A 17,512-nucleotide genomic window follows, 5' to 3' on the forward strand; every position below is an offset into this window, starting at 1 on the left:
GACATAACCCTCGCCCTGTTCTTCAACAGACACCTCATCACGAGTCCAATGTAAACACTGCCCTCAAAAGGGGAGAGGAAGGGCGCCGCGCTTGTGATTGGCGTTTCCTCTCCCCCGTCGATCGGGGGAGAGGTGGCGCGCGAAGCGCGACGGAGTGGGGGTCGGACCTCATAGGCAGTAGCCTTGCCGGCGGGCCAGAGGGAGACGGCATGGGGCGCTGCCCTCAATTGCGTCGGTGAATCCCATGCTGCCACAGGAGATCATCCGCAGGAAACGCGACGGCCAGAGGCTCGCAGCCGAGGAGATCGCGGCTTTCATCGGCGGGCTGGCGGTGGGAACGGTTTCCGACAGCCAGGCGGCGGCCTTTGCCATGGCCGTCTTCTTCAACGGCATGAGCCGCGACGAGGCGGTGGCGCTGACCCTGGCGATGCGCGATTCGGGGACCATGCTCGACTGGTCGCACCTGCCCGGCCCGGTCACCGACAAACATTCCACCGGCGGCGTCGGCGACAACGTCTCGCTGGTGCTGGCGCCCATCGTCGCTGCCTGCGGCGCCTATGTGCCGATGGTTTCGGGGCGCGGACTCGGCCACACCGGCGGTACGCTGGACAAGATGGATTCCATTCCTGGCTATAAAAGCCAGCCCGACCTCGCGCTTTTCCGCAAGGCGGTGCTGGAAACGGGCTGCGCCATCATCGGCCAGACGGCCGACGTCGCGCCAGCCGACCGGAAGCTCTACGCCATCCGCGACGTGACGGCGACCGTCGAATCGGTGCCGCTGATCACCGCCTCCATCCTGTCGAAGAAGCTGGCTGCCGGGCTGGGCTCGCTGGTGCTGGACGTGAAACTCGGCAACGGCGCCTTCATGGAAAAGTCGCGCGATGCGACCGCCTTGGCGACCAGCCTAGTCGAGGTCGCCAACGGGGCCGGCCTGAAAACCTCTGCGCTGATCACCGGCATGGACCAGCCGCTGGCCTCGGCTGCCGGCAACGCGCTGGAAGTAAGGAACGCGGTCGACTTCCTGACCGGCCGTGCGCGCGATCCGCGTCTTGAAACGGTGACGTTGGCGCTGGCCGCCGAAATGCTGGAATCGGCGGGCCTGGCGCCGACCCATCAGGACGCCGCCCGACGCGCCGTAGATGCGCTGGACAGCGGACGTGCCGCGGCGGTGTTCGGACGGATGGTGGCGGCGCTCGACGGGCCGGCAGATTTCATCGAGAAGATGGAAACCTACCTGCCGAAAGCGCCGGTCGAACATCCGGTGCGGGCGCCGGCCGGCGGTTTCGTCACCGAGATCGCTACCCGTGACCTCGGCATTGCGGTGGTCGCTCTCGGTGGCGGACGCAGCCGGGCGGAAGATGCGATCGACCATTCGGTCGGGTTCGACCGGTTGTTGCCGCTGGGTGCGGAAGTGGCGGCGGGCGAGGCGCTGGCCGTGGTCCATGCGCGCTCGCAAGACGATGCCGAGCGGGCGGCCGCGGCCGTTCTGCGCTGCTACGGGATCGGTCCGGCAAGGCCGACGGCGAAGAAGGCGGTGCTGCGGCGCATCGGCCCGCGCGAGGCGTAACCTACTGCGCCAGCAGCAATTCGCCGTCCTTTGCCTGGAATTTTTCCAGGCGGTTGAGGAAGCTCATGCCGATCAGGTTGGTCTGAAGCGCGTGGTCGTCGAGCACCACGGCCTGCACGTCGTCGAGTGAGATGCGGCCGATCTCCAGCCGGTCCAGCGTGACCAGCGCGGCCTTGGTGACGCCATTGGCGGTGGACACCGATTGCCGGAAATCCGCAGGATTGAGCGACAGGCCGACACGGCGCGCGGTCGAACTGGTGATGGCGACCAGCGTTGCGCCGGTGTCGATCAAGGCGTCGATCTGCCGGCCGTTCAGCCGGAACGAGGCCGCGTAGTGGCCGCGCGCATCGGCGGGAACGCTGACCTTGCGGCCGAGCGGTTGCGCCGTGACCGGGTGAACCGCCGCCACGGTAGAGGCGGGCGCCTCGTCGCGCGGCGCGGGAGAAAACAGGGCGTGGAAAGCATCCGGGTTCGATTGAAAGACAACCGGTACGGCCGCGAAGGCGACGGCTATTCCACCCAGGACGACGAGATTGCGTAGCATGCCGATACCCTCCGAAGGCAGCATGCTGGATCGGCAATGGTGTTTTTCGCCTTTACCCGGCGCGCAACGCGTGCGCGTGGCCGGGAAAACCGTTTGTTTCGGTCAATGGACGGTAAAGGAAACCCAGCCTATTTGGTGCCGTAGAGGCGGTCGCCGGCGTCGCCGAGGCCGGGCAGGATGTAGCCCTTCTCGTTGAGCTGGCGGTCGATGGACGCGGTATAGACCGGAACGTCGGGATGCGCCTTGGTGAACCGCTCGATGCCCTCGGGGGCTGCCAGCAGGCACAGGAAGCGCAGGTTGGTGGCGCCGCGTTCCTTCAGCTTCTCGACCGCCGCGATGGCCGAATTGGCGGTCGCCAGCATCGGGTCGACGACGATGACCAGACGGTCGCCGAGGTCGCTGGGCGCTTTGAAGAAATATTCGACCGCCTCCAGCGTCTCGTGGTCGCGGTAAAGGCCGATATGGGCGACGCGCGCCGCGGGCACCAGGTCGAGCAAGCCTTCGAGCAGGCCGTTGCCGGCGCGCAGCACCGAGGCGAACACCAGCTTCTTGCCCTCGAGGATCGGCGCTTCCATGGTTTCCATGGGCGTCTCGATCGTGGTGGTCGTCAGTTCGAGGTTGCGCGTCACCTCGTAGCCGAGCAGCAGCGATATTTCGCGCAGCAGGCGCCGGAAGCCGGCCGTGGAGGTTTCCTGCTTGCGCATGATGGAAAGCTTGTGCTGCACCAGCGGATGATCGACGACGGTGACGCCCTGCATGATGTGCTCCGGCAAAAGGTGATCCTTCGTGAATAGTGAATGGCGCATGGTTTGGCGAGTCCTTGTCGAAGCCGAACAGGGCCAACTCCACAACTGATCCTGATTTGGCCCCGCCCTGCCTTGCCCCGCCACCTTCCCGCCTGCGGCCGCGCGGCGCACCGCCGCGCCTTAAACGATAGCGCCCGCTATCCTGATCGGTTATGGTCGCGCCCGTTTCAAGGCGGATCGGAATAATGTCAGTTGAGCGAACCAAAGCCACCGGCGGCATGGAAACCTCCTATGGCTTCAGGCAGGTGGCTGAGGGCGAGAAGCAGCCGCTGGTCAACGAGGTGTTCCACAAGGTCGCCGACCGCTACGACCTGATGAACGACCTGATGTCGGCCGGCATGCACCGGGTCTGGAAGGACGCCGCCGTCGCCTGGCTCAACCCGCCGAAGCGGCCGGGCTGGCGTTCGCTCGACGTCGCCGGCGGTACCGGCGACATCGCCTTCAAGATCATCGAGGCCAGCCAGCGAAACGCCCATGTGACGGTGCTCGACATCAACGGTTCGATGCTTTCGGTCGGCCGCGACCGGGCCGGGAAGCGGGGCCTTGCCGCAAACGTCGATTTCGTCGAGGCCAATGCCGAGGAACTGCCGTTCGAGGACGCCAGCTTCGACGCCTATACGATCGCCTTCGGCATCCGCAACGTGCCGCGCATCGACACCGCCCTTTCCGAGGCGTTCCGGGTATTGAAGCCGGGCGGGCGCTTCCTGTGCCTGGAGTTTTCGGAAGTGGACATGCCGCTGCTCGAAAAGGTCTATGACGCGTGGTCGTTCAACGCGATCCCGAAGATCGGCAAGGCCGTCACCGGCGACGGCGAGCCTTATTCCTATCTGGTGGAATCGATCCGAAAATTCCCCAACCAGGCCAATTTCGCCGCCATGATAACGCGCGCCGGCTTTGGCCGCGTCACCTGGCGCAACTATTCCGCCGGCATCGCCGCCGCCCATTCGGGCTGGAAGCTTTGATTTCGAGAATGAGGTGGCGATGAGCAGGTTCGGCGCCGGGTTCCGGCTCGCGAAGGCCGGCTGGGTGCTGGTGCGCGAGGGCGTGGTCGCGGCGCTGCCCGGCGACCAGCTTTCCGGCCTGCCGAAATTCGGCTGGCGGATGGCGCGGCTCGCCACCCGCCGCAGCGCGCGGCGCTACCGGCGCAGCGACCGGCTGGCCAAGGCGGTGGCGCGGCTCGGTCCCTCCTATGTCAAGCTCGGCCAGTTCATGGCGACGCGGCCCGACGTGGTCGGCAACGACATCGCGCTCGACCTCGCCCTGCTGCAGGACAAGATGCCGACCTTTCCCAAGGTCGAGGCGCTGGCCGCCATCGAGTCGTCGCTCGGACGCGCGCCCGAGGACCTCTACACCAGCTTCGGCGAGGCGGTGGCCGCCGCCTCGATCGCCCAGGTGCATCCTGCGGAAGTGGCTGGAGAGAACGGCAGCACGACGGTGGCGGTAAAAATCATCCGGCCTGGCGTGCGCCGCCGTTTCGCCCACGATCTCGAAAGCTTCTTCCTCGCCGCGCGCCTGCAGGAAAGATACATCCCCTCGTCGCGCCGCCTGCGTCCGGTCGAGGTTACGGAGACGCTCGCCCAGACCACCAAGATCGAGATGGACCTGCGGCTGGAGGCGGCGGCCCTTTCGGAACTCGGCGAGAATACGAAGGACGATCCGGGCTTCCGCGTTCCCGTGGTCGACTGGGAGCGTACCGGCCGCGACGTGCTGACGATGGAATGGATCGACGGCATCAAGATGAACGACGTAGCCGGCCTTGCCGATGCCGGCCACGATCTCAAGGTCATCGCCGCCAACCTCATCCAGTCGTTCCTGCGGCACACGCTGCGTGACGGCTTCTTCCATGCCGACATGCATCCGGGCAACCTGTTCGTGGAGGCGAACGGCACCATCGTCGCCGTCGACCTCGGCATTGCCGGGCGGCTCGGCAAGAAGGAGCGGCGGTTCCTGGCCGAAATCCTCTACGGCTTCATCACGCGCGACTACCTGCGGGTCGCCGAGGTGCATTTCGAGGCCGGCTATGTGCCGATGAAGCATGACGTCGCGGCCTTCGCACAGGCCATCCGCGCCATCGGCGAGCCGATCCACGGCCAGCCGGCGGAAACCATTTCCATGGCCAAGCTGCTGACGCTTCTGTTCGAGGTGACGGAACTGTTCGACATGCAGACGCGGCCCGAACTGATTCTGCTGCAAAAGACCATGGTGGTGGTGGAAGGGGTGGCGCGCACCCTCGACCCCGCCTTCAACATGTGGAAGACATCCGAGCCGGTGGTCGGCGGCTGGATCCGCGACAATCTCGGCCCGCGCGGGATTTTGAGCGATGCACGCGAAGGCGTCGGCGCGCTGATGCACCTGGCGCGCCAGGCTCCGGAGTTTGCGCAGCGCACCGAGCGGCTGTCGCGGGAAATCGACCTGATGGCCGAGCACGGCCTGCGCTTCGACGACGCGACGGCAAGGGCGATCGGCAAGGCCGAAGCGCGCGCCACACGCTCCGGCCGGGTGGCGCTGTGGGTGATCGCGCTGGCGCTGGTGTGGCTGGTGTGGAAATTGGCGTGATTTGACTGCAATGCATGCAGTGCATACATTGCAGTCATGGCAGGAGGATTGTTCGATGGCCACGCTGACGGTTCGGAATGTCAAGGAATATACCAAGCAGGCGCTGAGGTTGCGAGCGGCACGTAAAGGCATATCCGTCGAACAGGAGGTACGGTCCATTCTCGATCGCGCTGCGGATGAGCCTGTCGGCGAAAACGACGAGCCGCGCGAAGGTGCGAGCCTGTATGAGGCGATCAGAAATCTGGTGGAATCCTATGGAGGCTTTGAAATCGAATTGCCGGAACGCGGTCCACCCCGTGACCCACCGATATTCGAGTGACCATGTTCGTCCTCGATACGAACGTGATATCAGAAAGTTTCCGGCCGCGTCCCGATCCCGGGGTTGCCGCATGGATGGATGCCGTAATTCCGGAAAACATATTCGTGACGTCTCCAAGCAAGGCTGAGTTGCTCTTAGGCTTGGCCTACATGCCTGCGGGAAGGCGCAAAGCGGAGTTCGGCTTGGTCATCGGAGCATTTTTCAGCCGCTGGTTGAAAACGCCCGTCTTGCCATTCGGGACTTTGGAGGCCGAGGCTTATGCTGGGATCGTTGCCGACCGGCGACGGATCGGGCGGCCTGTCGCACAGTTCGACGCGCAAATCGCCGCAATCACCAAAACGCGAGGTTTCGCTATCGTTACCCGCAATGTCCGTGATTTCGAACATTGCGGCGTCGAAATCATCAACCCTTGGGAAGCAGCGGCATGATCCTTTCCGGCAAGCGCGTCCTGTTGATCGTGGGAGGCGGCATCGCCGCCTACAAGGCGCTCGATCTCATCCGGCGGCTGCGCGAGCGCGGTGCGGCAGTGCGTTGCGTGATGACGGCGGCGGCGCAGGAATTCATCACGCCGCTGTCGGTTGGAGCCCTGAGCGCCGATCATGTCTTCACCGACCTGTTTGACCGGCAGGACGAGCAGGATGTCGGCCATATCAGGCTCGCCCGCGACACCGATGTCATCGCCGTGGCGCCCGCTACCGCCGACCTGATGGCGAAGCTGGCGAACGGACTGGCGAACGATCTGGCCTCCGCCGTGCTGCTTGCCGCCGACCGGCCGGTGCTGATGGCGCCGGCGATGAACCCGAAGATGTGGGCGCATCCGGCGACGCGGCGCAACCGCGCGACGCTGGAAAGGGACGGCATCGCCTTCGTCGGGCCGGGCAGGGGCGAGATGGCGGAAAGCGGCGAGGCGGGCGAAGGGCGCATGGCCGAGCCGCTGGAGATCGTTGCCTCCGTCGAGGCGCTTGTTGCCGGCGGCGGCAGGCCATTGACGGGGAAGAAGATCATCCTGACCTCAGGCCCGACGCACGAGCCGATCGACCCGGTGCGCTATATCGCCAACCGTTCGTCGGGCAAGCAGGGCCATGCCATTGCCGCGGCATTGGCGAAGCTCGGCGCGGAGGTACACCTCGTTTCCGGCCCGGTGACGATCCCCGATCCGGCGGGCGTTCGCACCATCCACGTGGAGACCGCGCGCGAAATGCAGGCTGCGGTGGAAAAGCTGCTGCCGGCCGATGCGGCCGTGTTCGTCGCCGCCGTGGCCGACTGGCGCATGGCGGATTCGGCCGGCGAAAAGATCAAGAAGGTTGCGGGCGAGGGGCCGCCGGCCCTGCAGATGGTCGAGAATCCCGACATCCTCGCCGGCGTCGGACATCACAGGAACCGACCTGCGCTCGTCGTCGGTTTTGCTGCCGAGACGCAGAACCTGATCGCCAACGCGCAAGCCAAGCTGAACAAGAAAGGCGCGGACTTCATCGTCGCCAACGACGTTTCGCATGGTGGCGGCAAAGCTGGCGTGATGGGTGGCGAGCGTAACCGCGTGCGCATCGTCTCCAAGGCAGGCGTCGAGGAATGGCCGGAAATGAGCAAGGACGAAGTGGCCACGAAGCTGGCCGCGCTCATTGCCGAAAAGCTGGGCGCGGCGGGCGGCTGACGGGACCTTTCTGTAGGGCATTTACCTGGCAAGATACCCCCACCCCTACCCCTCCCCACAATGGGGAGGGGAGTGGAAAGGTCGCAACCAAGTCCCCCTCCCTCTTGTGGAGAGGTGCTGGAGCCGGCAGGAGGGTGGTTTCTTGGCAGGTGGCGCCCCACTCCCTGTCAGCGAAATCCCGCTACTTGAAGGAGCGGATGAGTTCCAATTGGGTCACCGCCACGGCGAGGTTGAGGCCGGTCTGTGCCTGGACGCTCAATGGCTGCAGGGTGATGGAATCGTGAAAGCCGCCGACCAGGAGGTTGGCGCCGCCGCCAGTCACCACCGAGGCTTCAGCGTTGACGCCGACATAGTTGCCGGCGAGCTTGTCGCCTACGCCGCCCCGGGTGGCCGCGAGCACGGCCCATTGCAGGCTGCCCTGGTTGGTGGCGCCGAGATCGACGCCCAGCTTGCTGATCATGCCGGTGTAGACTTCCGAGCCGCCGCGATGCGGCCGGAAGGTGCAGGTCACGCCCTTGTTGGAGGTGACGACATAGCCGGTACCGCCGTCGATGGCACAATCGAGGATGCCAAGTTCGAGGGCGGCGGCGCTGGCCGGAGCGGCCATCAGCGTGGCGAGAAGCGCGGTGGCGCAGGCGAGTTTGATTGTCATCGGGAAATCCCTCGTTTCAGTTCACTGGAATAATGATGAACTGGCAAAAGGGTTCCTGCCCAACCGTGGCACAAGCATGGCAGGACAGGCATGACGGGGTGGCCGATGCGGCGTCAGCCGGCGCTGGTGCGGCTGAGCCCGTCCTTGGCCGGCTGGTAGTTCGGGTTGAGGCGCACCGCCTCGCGGTAGGACTTCGCTGCCTTCGCCTTGTCGCCGCGCCGCTCGTAGACCAGCGCCTGGTTGGCCCAGGCCTCGGCGTTCTTGCTGTCGAGCTTGATGGCCATGTTGAAGTCGGCGAAGGCGTTGTCTTCCTGGTTGAGCGCCAGGTAGGACAGGCCGCGGCCGTTGTAGGGTTCGGAGGCGTCGGGCGCCAGCGAGATGGCCGTCGAGAAGTCCTCGATGGCGAAGTTGTGCTGGCCCTGCTGCTGGTAGATCAGGCCGCGATTGTGGTAGGCGCGGGCGTCCGTGGTGTCGAGCTGGATCGCCTTCTGGAAGTCGTTGAAGGCATCCCGTGTGCGGCCCGCCTTGCGGTACAGGTTGCCGCGCCCGATATAGGCCGCGTCATAGCTGGGGTTGATCTGGATGGCGCGGTTGTAGTCGTTGAGCGCGCTCGCCTGGTCGCCCATGAAGCGGTAGATCAGCGCGCGGTTCGAATAGGCCTGGTAGAAATCCGGCTTGAGCTGGATCGCGGTGTCGAAGTCCTTCAGCGCCGCCGGGTACTTGCCGCCACGGCCGAGCGCCGAGCCGCGCACGTTGTAGCCTTCCGGGTCGCGCGGGTTGGCGTTGATCACCTGCGTCAGCGAGGAGATGTTCTCGCTCGATCCCTGCGCCGTGTCGATCCTGGAAAGTTCGCCGGCAGGGCCGCTCTGGCAAGCCGCCAGGGCCAATCCCGAAAACAGGGCTGCCGTCAGAGCCAATGCGCGTGCTGCGCCCCCGCGCTTTTCGGTCACTGCGTTCATTTCGTCCTGATCCTCACTGGCTCGCCGCCGTTAAGATCCGGGTCCCCCTCCGGGCCTGGTCAATTAAAAACAAAAAGGTGGCGACGATTTAACATCGCGCCACCTCGGGGTATTCGTCGAAAGGGACGAAAGATAGGCGCTTCAGCGCGCCGGACGCGCGGCACCCGCAGCGCCGACGGCCGGACGGGGCGTCATCGGCAGCAGGCCTTCGCGCTGGGCGCGCTTGCGCGCCAGCTTGCGGGCGCGGCGGACGGCCTCGGCCTTCTCACGCGCCTTCTTCTCGGAAGGCTTCTCATAATGACCGCGCATCTTCATTTCGCGGAAGATGCCCTCGCGCTGCATCTTCTTCTTCAGCGCGCGAAGCGCCTGGTCAACATTGTTGTCGCGGACGAGTACCTGCACGGGCAATCCTGTCTTTCGTGTTTGAAATCAGAAGGCAAGCGGCCACGGCCACCCGCCTCCGCGGGGAAATCCGCCGCGAATTGCGGGGGCTGATAGCAGAAAGCGGGAAAGCTGTCCACAAAAAGAGTGCGTGCCGGGCACGATTTCGCAACCGCTATTCGGCGGCGTCGCGCGTCGGCGTGGCCGTGTCGGGCGCGTGCGGGTCGCCGGGAGCGGTTTCGCAGCCGAGATCGGGGAATGCCAGCACGCGGCGGCCGTGGAAATCGGTGCGTGATACGAGCAGGTCGCGCTCCTCGAAATAGGCGAGCAGGCGTGCGGCGCGGCGGGCGGAGTGACTGCCATAGATGCGCGCCAGCGTCGCGTCCGGCGGGCAGGGGGCGCCGGCAAGGGCCGCCTGCGCGACGAACAGGAAGACCCCTTGCAGGTCCGCCGGAAGCCCTTCGGAAAGCTTCAGCGCGACCGGCCAGCCTTCGCCGTTGGCCGTGCTGCGGTCGACCCCGGCGCGAGCGACCGCGAACATCCGGCGAAAGGCCGCAAGGTCGAGCGGCTCGCCCGGCACGCGGCGGATGCGGCAGCGAACGAGGAAATCCTGGTAGAGCACGGCGTCGGTGCGGAACGCCGCGTCCGGGTCGTCCAGAATCTCCTGCAGAACCGTTTCTATTCCCGCCGTGCGCTCCGCCTCGTCGATGATGGCGAACACCGGTTCGGCGGGCGGCTCCGGCGCCGGCGCGGGGCGCGCCAGCTGCGCCAGCAGTTCGGCGGTGGGCACCGGGGCCGGTGGCGGCGGGCGGCGCACCGGCATGCGGGCCTCTTCCGGGCCGGGCGTGAAGATGAGGTCGTGGGCGTCATCCTGCGCCTGCGGCAACGGCGTCAGCTTGGGGCTGGTCGAGCGGGCGGAGGTCTCGACCGCGCCGATGGTGACCGGCAAGGGCCGCCGCGACAAGGCGGGGCCGAGGGCGACGAAATGGCCGCGCGCCAGGTCGCGGAACATTTCGGCCTGCCTGCGGTCCATGCCCAGCAGGTCGGCTGCGCGGGCCATGTCGATGTCGAGGAAGGTGCGGCCCATGAGGAAGTTGGAGGCTTCGGCGGCCACGTTCTTGGCGAGCTTGGCCAGGCGCTGCGTGGCGATGACGCCGGCAAGGCCGCGCTTGCGCCCCCGGCACATCAGGTTGGTCATGGCGCCGAGAGACACTTTGCGCGCCTCGTCGGAAACCTCGCCGGCGACGGCCGGGGCGAAAAGCTGCGCCTCGTCCACCACCACCAGCACCGGATACCAATGGTCGCGTTCGGCATCGAACAGGCCGCCGAGAAAGGCGGCAGCCGCGCGCATCTGCTGCTCGACGTCGAGGCCTTCGAGGTTGAGCACGACCGAGACGCGATGCTGGCGGATGCGCCCGGCGATGCGTGTCAGTTCCGCCTCGGTGCGCTGCGCGTCGACCACGACATGGCCGAAGCGGTCCGCCAGCGTGACGAAGTCGCCTTCCGGGTCGATGACGCATTGCTGCACCCAGGGCGCGCTCTGTTCGAGCAGGCGGCGCAGGAGGTGCGACTTGCCGGACCCCGAATTGCCCTGCACCAGCAGGCGGGTCGCCAGCAGTTCTTCGAGATCGAGCATGGCGGGCTTGCCGGGGGAAGCCGCTCCCATGTCAATGTCAACCTTCATCGTCGCTCCTTGTCGGGGCCTTCCTAGCATCCGTTTCCGGCAATGCGAACCGCCGGCGCGCGATACCCACAGACGCCTTAGCCGAGTCGGCCATTGCGGCGCAAAACGCCACGTGTCGTCGCAAACAGCGCAAGGATGACAAAAGCGTTTCGCTAGTGATACACCACGCACGCCGGACGCTGAACGATGCCGGCTGCCATTCGCGAGGCCAGAAACGTGAAGAGATATTCGGTATTCGCCATCGCCCGAGAGGCCATGCGCGGCCATAAGGGCTGGGAACAGCAATGGCCGTCGCCAGAGCCGAAGAAGGAATATGACGTCGTCATCGTCGGCGCCGGCGGGCATGGCCTCGGCACCGCCTATTATCTCGCGGCCGAACACGGCATCACCAACATCGCGGTGATCGAGAAGGGTTGGCTCGGCGGCGGCAATACCGGCCGCAACACCACCATCATCCGCTCCAACTACCTCTATGATGAATCGGCCGGCATCTATAACCACGCGCTGAAGCTGTGGGACGGGCTGTCGCAGGAACTCAACTATAACGTCATGTATTCGGCGCGCGGCGTGATGATGCTGGCGCACAACACCCACGACGTGCAGAGCTTCAAGCGCCACATCCACGCCAACCGGCTGAACGGCATCGACAACGAATGGCTGACGCCCGAGCAGGCCAAGGAATTCTGCCCGCCGCTCAACATCTCGCCGAACGCCCGCTACCCGGTGGTGGGGGCCGCCCTGCAGCGGCGCGGCGGCACGGCACGGCACGACGCGGTCGCCTGGGGCTATGCGCGCGGCGCGGCAGCGCGCGGCGTCGACATCATCCAGAACTGCGAGGTCACCGGCATCAAGCGCGCCGCCGACGGTCGCGTCACCGGCGTCGAGACGACGAAGGGCTTCATCGGCGCCAAGAAGGTCGGCGTGGTGGCCTCCGGCCATACCTCGATGATCATGGGCATGGCCGACGTGCGCATGCCGCTGGAAAGCTATCCGTTGCAGGCGCTGGTTTCGGAGCCGGTCAAGCCGGTGGTGCCCTGCGTGGTGATGTCCAACACCGTGCATGCCTATATCTCCCAGTCCGACAAGGGCGAACTGGTGATCGGCGCCGGCACCGACCAGTACACGTCCTATTCGCAGACCGGCGGCCTGCACATCCTCGAGCATACGCTCGACGCCATCTGCGAGATGTTCCCGATCTTCACGCGCATGAAGATGCTGCGTTCGTGGGGCGGCATCGTCGACGTCACGCCCGACCGTTCGCCGATCGTGGCCAAGACGCCGGTCAAGGGCCTCTACGTCAATTGCGGCTGGGGCACGGGCGGCTTCAAGGCGACGCCGGGTTCGGCCAACGTCTTTGCCCACACCATCGCCAAGGACGAGCCGCACCCGATCAACGCGCCGTTCACGCTGGAGCGGTTCCGCACCGGCCGGCTGATCGACGAGGCCGCCGCGGCCGCCGTGGCGCACTGAGGGGGAATAAGAAATGCTGTTGATACGCTGCCCCTATTGCGAGGAAGAGCGGCCGGAACTGGAGTTCCGCAACGCCGGCGAGGCGCATATCGCGCGCCCGACCGACATCGCCTCGATCAGCGACGAGGACTTCGAGAAGTTCTTCTTCATCCGCACCAACACCAAGGGCATCGTCTACGAGCGCTGGCGGCACGTGCATGGCTGCGCGCGCTTCTTCAATGCCGTTCGTGACAGCGTGTCCGACAAGTTCGTCATGACCTACAAGGCCGGCGAGCCCAAACCCACCAAGCTGCCGGGAGCCGGCAAATGAGCGCCTCCTCTTTCCGTATCCCCAGCGTCGGCCGTCTCAAGCAGGCGAGGACCGTCAGCTTCACCTTCGACGACAAGGCCTATACGGGCGTGGAAGGCGACACGCTGGCTTCGGCGCTGCTGGCCAACGGCGTTCACCTCACCGGCCGCTCGTTCAAGTACCACCGCCCGCGCGGCATTCTTTCGGCCGGCGCGGAAGAGCCGAACGCGCTGGTCGGCATCGAGCGCGACGATGCGCGCAAGGCGCCGAACGTGCGCGCCACCGTGCAGGAAGTCTATGACGGGCTGAAGGCGGTGTCGCAGAACCGCTGGCCGTCGCTGTCCTTCGACGTCGGCGCGGTCAACGACGTCTTTTCGCCGTTCTTCTCGGCCGGCTTCTACTACAAGACCTTCATGTGGCCGAAGTCGGCCTGGAAGTCGCTCTACGAGCCGAAGATCCGGGCCGCAGCCGGCCTCGGCGTCGCGCCGGACAAGGCCGACCCCGACCACTATGCGGCGCAATACGCGCATTGCGACGTGCTGGTGCTGGGCGGCGGTGCTGCCGGCATCGCGGCGGCGCTGGCCGCGGCCGAAACGGGCGTGCGTGTCATCATCGCCGACGAGCAGGCGGAACTGGGCGGCGCGCTGCGCTTCGAGAGCGGGGCAAGGATCGACGGCAAGGACGGCTGGGCGTGGGCGCAGGCCTCCGTCGCCCGGCTGGCGGCGATGGACAATGTCCGTGTACTCTCGCGCACGACCGCCTTCGGCTACTACGCGCAGAACTTCGTCGGCCTGACCGAGCGGGTCAGCGACCACCTGCAGAACCCGGGCGCCGACCTGCCGCGCGAGCGGCTGTGGCAGGTGCGGGCCAAGCGCGTGGTGCTCGCCACCGGCTCGATCGAGCGCCACATGGTGTTTGCCGACAACGACCGGCCGGGCGTCATGCTGGCTTCGGCGGCTCGCACCTACCTCAACCATTACGGCGTTGCGGTGGGCAGGAACGTCGGCATTTATACCGCCAATGACAGCGCCTATGCGGCGGCGATCGACCTCAAGAAGGCGGGCGTCAACATCGCCGCGCTGGTCGACCTGCGCGACAATCCGACCGGCGACCTGATCGACGAGGCGCGCGGCCTCGGCATCGAGATCCACGCGGGCCGCGCGGTGGTCCGCGTCGGCGGCAAGCTGCGCGTCTCCTCCATGGTCGTGCAGCCCAAGAACGGCGGCGGCGGGCGCACGATCCCGGTCGACGCGGTGCTGATGTCGGCGGGCTGGACGCCTTCGGTGCACCTGTTCTCGCAGTCGCGCGGCAAGGTCGCCTTCAACGACGAGGTCAAGCGCTTCCTGCCCGGCACCTATGCGCAGGATTGCGTGTCGGTCGGCGCCTGCAACGGCACGGACGGGCTGTCGGCGACCATCGACGAGGCCTATGCGGCCGGCGCGAAAGCCGCGAAGGACGCGGGCGCCAAGGCGGCCAAGGGCACCAAGCCGAAGGTCGACGCCAGCGAGAACTGGTCGCGCGGCATGCTGGGCGCTGCCCCCGGCGCCGGCCCGGGCACGACGGTCAAGGCGTTCGTGGACTTCCAGAACGACGTGACCGCCAAGGATATCCGCCAGGCCGTGCACGAGGGCATGCGCTCGATCGAGCACGTCAAGCGCTTTACCACCAACGGCATGGCGACCGACCAGGGCAAGACCTCCAACATGCACGGGCTGGCGATCGCCGCCGACGAATTGGACAAGCCGATCCCGCAGGTGGGGCTCACCACCTTCCGCGCCCCCTATACGCCGGTGACCTTCGGCTCCATCGTCGGCCATGCGCGCGGCAGTCTGTTCGACCCGACGCGGCGCACCGCCACCCACGGTTGGGCGGAGAAGAACGGCGCGGTGTTCGAGGACGTGGGCAACTGGAAGCGCGCCTGGTATTTCCCGAAGCCTGGCGAGGACATGCACGCCGCCGTCAACCGCGAATGCGTGACGGTGCGCAAGACGGCCGGCCTGTTCGACGCCTCGACGCTCGGCAAGATCGAGGTGGTGGGGCCGGATGCGGCCACCTTCATGGAACTGATGTACACCAACCCCTGGCAGAAGCTCGGGGTCGGGCGCTGCCGCTATGGCCTGATGCTGCGCGAGGACGGCTTCATCTATGACGACGGCGTCGTTGGCCGGCTGGCGGAAGACCGCTTTCACGTCACCACGACGACGGGCGGGGCGGCGCGCGTCATGAACATGATGGAGGATTACCTCCAGACCGAGTTCCCGCATCTCAACGTCTGGCTGACCTCGGTTTCCGAGCAGTGGGCGGTGGTCGCCGTGCAGGGGCCGAACTCGCGCCAGATCATCGAGCCGCTGATCGAGGGCATCGATATTTCGGACGAGGCGATGCCCCATATGTCGGTGCGCGAAGGCAAAATCTGCGGCGTGCCGACGAGGCTGTTCCGCATGTCCTTCTCGGGCGAGCGCGGCTTCGAGGTCAACGTGCCCGCCGACTACGGCGAGGCGGTATGGGAAGCGCTGTGGGCGGAAGGCCAGAAGCACGGCGCCTGCGCCTACGGCACCGAGACCATGCACGTGCTGCGCGCCGAAAAGGGCTACATCATCGTCGGCCAGGACACGGACGGAACCGTGACCGTCCACGACGCCGGCCTCGATTGGGCGATCGGCAAGAAGAAGACCGATTTCGTCGGCATCCGCGGCATGAAGCGGCCGGATCTCGTCGCCGGCGGGCGCAAGCAGCTGGTCGGCCTCAAGACCAAGGACCCGAAAGTGGTGCTGGAGGAGGGCGCGCAGATCGTCGCCGACCCGAAGCAGCCGATCCCGATGAAGATGATCGGCCATGTCACGTCGAGCTACTGGTCGGAGAACTGCGGTCGCTCGATCGCGCTGGCCGTGGTCGTCGACGGCCACAAGCGCATGGGCGAGACGCTGTACGTGCCGATGCCGGACCGGACGATCGAAGTGGAAGTCTGCGGCACGGTATTCTTCGACGAGAAGGGGGAGCACCTCAATGGCTAAGGCAACTGGGGCCAAGGCAACCGGGGCTAAGGCGACTGGAGCCAGGCAGGCGGCTGGAGCGGCCACCCAAGCCGCCGCGCCTTCGGTCGAACGCCGTTCGGCGCTGGCTGGCTGGGCGGTTTCGGTGAACGAGGTCTCGCTGGCGGAAATGCCGCCGGCAGAGCGTGTTTCGCTGCGCGTGCCCGCCGATTCGGTCGCTTCGCTGTCGCGTGCGCTCGGCGTCACGCTGCCGCAGAAGCCGAAGACCTCCGCCGCCAAGGGCGAGCGCATCGCGCTGTGGCTGGGCCCGGACGAATGGCTGGTGCTCGACGCCGAGGGCAGCGACATCCTCGGCGACTGCGCCAAGGCCAAGGGGCTGCATTCGGCGGTCGGCATCTCGCACCGCAACGTCGCCATCTCGGTGACCGGGGCGAAGGCGGCGGCGGCCATCAATTCCGGCTGCCCGCAGGACCTGTCGCTGGAGGCCTTCCCGGTTGGCGCATGCTCGCGCACGGTGTTCGGCAAGAGCGAGATCGTGCTCTACCGAACGGCCGCCGACGCATTCCGGGTCGAGTGCTGGCGCTCCTTCTCCGACTACGTCTTCACGCATCTGAGCGAAGGCGCGCGCGGCGCAGCCTGACTATTCGACCCGGGCCCGGAACCTTCGTCATCGGCGTTCGTTTCAGCGTTACCTGAAACAGGAGGAACGCATGACCGCGTCGTCAAAAGCCGCCGAAAACAAGAAGGCGCCGAAAACGCCGGCCGTCCGCTCTTTCGAAAAGGAGAAGCGGGAGGAAACCGCCGTGACGCCGGAGGAAGAACTGGAAGCAGGGCTGGAAGGTACTTTCCCCGCCAGCGATCCGGTCTCGACCATCTCGACGTCGATCCCCGGCAAGCCGAAGAGGCGTCGACCCGAGGACGGGAAATAGCGCCTTTCGGGTGGTCCGCTGTTTATGGCGACTCTGCTTTCGTCTTGAACGTCTCCGCTCCGTCGCGGATTTAAAGACCCCCACCCCTAACCCCTCCCCACAGGGGGAGGGGGACTTGGCTCTGCGTTTTCGCTTCCCTCCCCCTTGTGGGGAGGGGTTAGGGGTGGGGGTATCGACGCTCGGAGATTTTTGCTGGGCGCCGCCGCGCTCAGGCGGTTTCTTCCTTCGGTTCGACGAAAGTCAGCGTCAGCCAGCGGGCGGTGAGCGCCGGCGTTTTCTCGCCCTCGATCTCGAGCGTCACGTCGTGGGCCATCTGCACCCAGCCCGACGGCCGGACCTTGACGCTCGCCAGCACGAAACGGGCGCGGATGCGCGAGCCGGTCCTGACCGGCGACTTGAAGCGGATTTCATCGAAGCCGTGGTTGACGCCCATCTTGCTGCCCGCGATCGGCGGCATGGTCTCGAAGGTCATCGCCGACAGCAGCGACAAAAGCAGGAAGCCATGCGCGATGGTGCCGCCATAAGGTGTCTCGCGCGCCGCGCGTTCCGGGTCGCAATGGATGAACTGATGGTCGTCGGTGGCGTCGGCGAACTGGTCGATCATGTTCTGCGTGACCGCCCGCCACGGCGAGACGCCCACTTCCTTGCCTTCGCTGGCGACAAGGGCTTCGAGGCTGATCGGCTGCATTCTTCACACTGTCCACGCTGCTTT

18 protein-coding genes are annotated in these 17,512 nt (G+C 66.2%); 11 read left to right on the forward strand and 7 right to left on the reverse strand.

Going from position 1 to position 17,512, the window contains the following annotated elements; translation table 11 throughout:
- Nucleotides 1–244 precede the first annotated feature (244 nt).
- A complete protein-coding gene (gene deoA, locus ACFOHJ_RS21830; protein ID WP_378224769.1) occupies nt 245–1,567 on the forward strand; it encodes a thymidine phosphorylase in 1,323 nt (440 codons plus the stop codon).
- 1 nt (nt 1,568) lies between these two features.
- Here the strand turns inward: deoA and ACFOHJ_RS21835 are convergent, their stop codons facing one another.
- Nucleotides 1,569–2,111: a TIGR02281 family clan AA aspartic protease gene (locus ACFOHJ_RS21835; RefSeq protein WP_378224771.1), complete on the reverse strand. Its 543-nt coding sequence runs from the start codon at nt 2,109–2,111 to the stop codon at nt 1,569–1,571.
- Between the two features lie 128 nt (nt 2,112–2,239).
- A complete protein-coding gene (upp, locus tag ACFOHJ_RS21840; protein WP_378224886.1) occupies nt 2,240–2,869 on the reverse strand; it encodes a uracil phosphoribosyltransferase in 630 nt (209 codons plus the stop codon).
- Between the two features lie 233 nt (nt 2,870–3,102).
- Here upp and ubiE point away from each other — a divergent pair, with 233 nt between their 5' ends.
- The 5 genes from ubiE to coaBC are packed head-to-tail and all read left to right on the forward strand — an operon-like array spanning nt 3,103 to nt 7,443.
- Nucleotides 3,103–3,879 (forward strand): bifunctional demethylmenaquinone methyltransferase/2-methoxy-6-polyprenyl-1,4-benzoquinol methylase UbiE, encoded by a 777-nt coding sequence (gene ubiE, locus ACFOHJ_RS21845; RefSeq protein ID WP_378224774.1) that lies wholly within the window; start codon nt 3,103–3,105, stop codon nt 3,877–3,879.
- A 19-nt stretch (nt 3,880–3,898) separates the two neighbouring features.
- Nucleotides 3,899–5,473, forward strand: coding sequence for a 2-polyprenylphenol 6-hydroxylase (gene ubiB / locus ACFOHJ_RS21850; RefSeq protein ID WP_378224775.1), 1,575 nt, complete (start codon nt 3,899–3,901; stop codon nt 5,471–5,473).
- A gap of 55 nt (nt 5,474–5,528) precedes the next feature.
- Entirely contained in the window at nt 5,529–5,792 is a 264-nt protein-coding gene (locus ACFOHJ_RS21855) for a FitA-like ribbon-helix-helix domain-containing protein (RefSeq protein WP_378224777.1), read from the forward strand.
- Nucleotides 5,793–5,794: 2 nt separating this feature from the next.
- Nucleotides 5,795–6,220 carry a type II toxin-antitoxin system VapC family toxin gene (locus tag ACFOHJ_RS21860; RefSeq protein ID WP_378224888.1) on the forward strand — a complete coding sequence of 142 codons (426 nt, stop codon included), beginning with the start codon at nt 5,795–5,797 and terminating at the stop codon, nt 6,218–6,220.
- Nucleotides 6,217–7,443, forward strand: a complete 1,227-nt coding sequence (coaBC, locus tag ACFOHJ_RS21865) for a bifunctional phosphopantothenoylcysteine decarboxylase/phosphopantothenate--cysteine ligase CoaBC (protein WP_378224780.1) — start codon at nt 6,217–6,219, stop codon at nt 7,441–7,443. Before ACFOHJ_RS21860 ends, coaBC begins: the two co-directional genes overlap by 4 nt.
- Nucleotides 7,444–7,624: 181 nt before the next feature.
- On the opposite strand, the gene ACFOHJ_RS21870 is transcribed toward coaBC, so the two are convergent.
- The 4 genes from ACFOHJ_RS21870 to ACFOHJ_RS21885 all read right to left on the reverse strand — a co-directional run bounded on the left by ACFOHJ_RS21870 (nt 7,625) and on the right by ACFOHJ_RS21885 (nt 11,119).
- Nucleotides 7,625–8,095 carry a DUF992 domain-containing protein gene (locus ACFOHJ_RS21870; RefSeq protein ID WP_378224783.1) on the reverse strand — a complete coding sequence of 157 codons (471 nt, stop codon included), beginning with the start codon at nt 8,093–8,095 and terminating at the stop codon, nt 7,625–7,627.
- A 113-nt stretch (nt 8,096–8,208) separates the two neighbouring features.
- On the reverse strand, nt 8,209–9,054 hold the full coding sequence (locus ACFOHJ_RS21875) for a tetratricopeptide repeat protein (protein ID WP_378224786.1): 846 nt from the start codon (nt 9,052–9,054) through the stop codon (nt 8,209–8,211).
- Between the two features lie 141 nt (nt 9,055–9,195).
- Nucleotides 9,196–9,456, reverse strand: coding sequence for a 30S ribosomal protein S21 (rpsU, locus tag ACFOHJ_RS21880; RefSeq protein ID WP_378224789.1), 261 nt, complete (start codon nt 9,454–9,456; stop codon nt 9,196–9,198).
- 154 nt (nt 9,457–9,610) lie between these two features.
- Complete coding sequence (locus ACFOHJ_RS21885) at nt 9,611–11,119, reverse strand: helicase HerA domain-containing protein (protein WP_378224791.1); 1,509 nt, start codon at nt 11,117–11,119, stop codon at nt 9,611–9,613.
- Nucleotides 11,120–11,335: 216 nt separating this feature from the next.
- Here ACFOHJ_RS21885 and ACFOHJ_RS21890 point away from each other — a divergent pair, with 216 nt between their 5' ends.
- From ACFOHJ_RS21890 to ACFOHJ_RS21910, 5 genes are all read left to right on the forward strand, one after another.
- Entirely contained in the window at nt 11,336–12,589 is a 1,254-nt protein-coding gene (locus tag ACFOHJ_RS21890) for a sarcosine oxidase subunit beta family protein (RefSeq protein WP_378224793.1), read from the forward strand.
- 13 nt (nt 12,590–12,602) lie between these two features.
- On the forward strand, nt 12,603–12,899 hold the full coding sequence (locus ACFOHJ_RS21895; RefSeq protein ID WP_378224795.1) for a sarcosine oxidase subunit delta: 297 nt from the start codon (nt 12,603–12,605) through the stop codon (nt 12,897–12,899).
- Nucleotides 12,896–15,892 (forward strand): sarcosine oxidase subunit alpha, encoded by a 2,997-nt coding sequence (locus ACFOHJ_RS21900; protein ID WP_378224797.1) that lies wholly within the window; start codon nt 12,896–12,898, stop codon nt 15,890–15,892. Before ACFOHJ_RS21895 ends, ACFOHJ_RS21900 begins: the two co-directional genes overlap by 4 nt.
- Nucleotides 15,885–16,511 (forward strand): sarcosine oxidase subunit gamma, encoded by a 627-nt coding sequence (locus ACFOHJ_RS21905; protein WP_378224799.1) that lies wholly within the window; start codon nt 15,885–15,887, stop codon nt 16,509–16,511. The genes ACFOHJ_RS21900 and ACFOHJ_RS21905 overlap by 8 nt, the downstream gene beginning before the upstream one ends.
- Before the next feature lie 70 nt (nt 16,512–16,581).
- Complete coding sequence (locus tag ACFOHJ_RS21910) at nt 16,582–16,800, forward strand: hypothetical protein (RefSeq protein WP_378224800.1); 219 nt, start codon at nt 16,582–16,584, stop codon at nt 16,798–16,800.
- 208 nt (nt 16,801–17,008) lie between these two features.
- Here the strand turns inward: ACFOHJ_RS21910 and ACFOHJ_RS21915 are convergent, their stop codons facing one another.
- Nucleotides 17,009–17,488, reverse strand: a complete 480-nt coding sequence (locus tag ACFOHJ_RS21915; RefSeq protein ID WP_378224802.1) for a MaoC family dehydratase — start codon at nt 17,486–17,488, stop codon at nt 17,009–17,011.
- Between the last annotated feature and the right edge of the window lie 24 nt (nt 17,489–17,512).

The sequence above is a fragment of the Aquamicrobium soli genome, from assembly GCF_042646345.1.
Classification (GTDB): domain Bacteria; phylum Pseudomonadota; class Alphaproteobacteria; order Rhizobiales; family Rhizobiaceae; genus Mesorhizobium; species Mesorhizobium soli_A.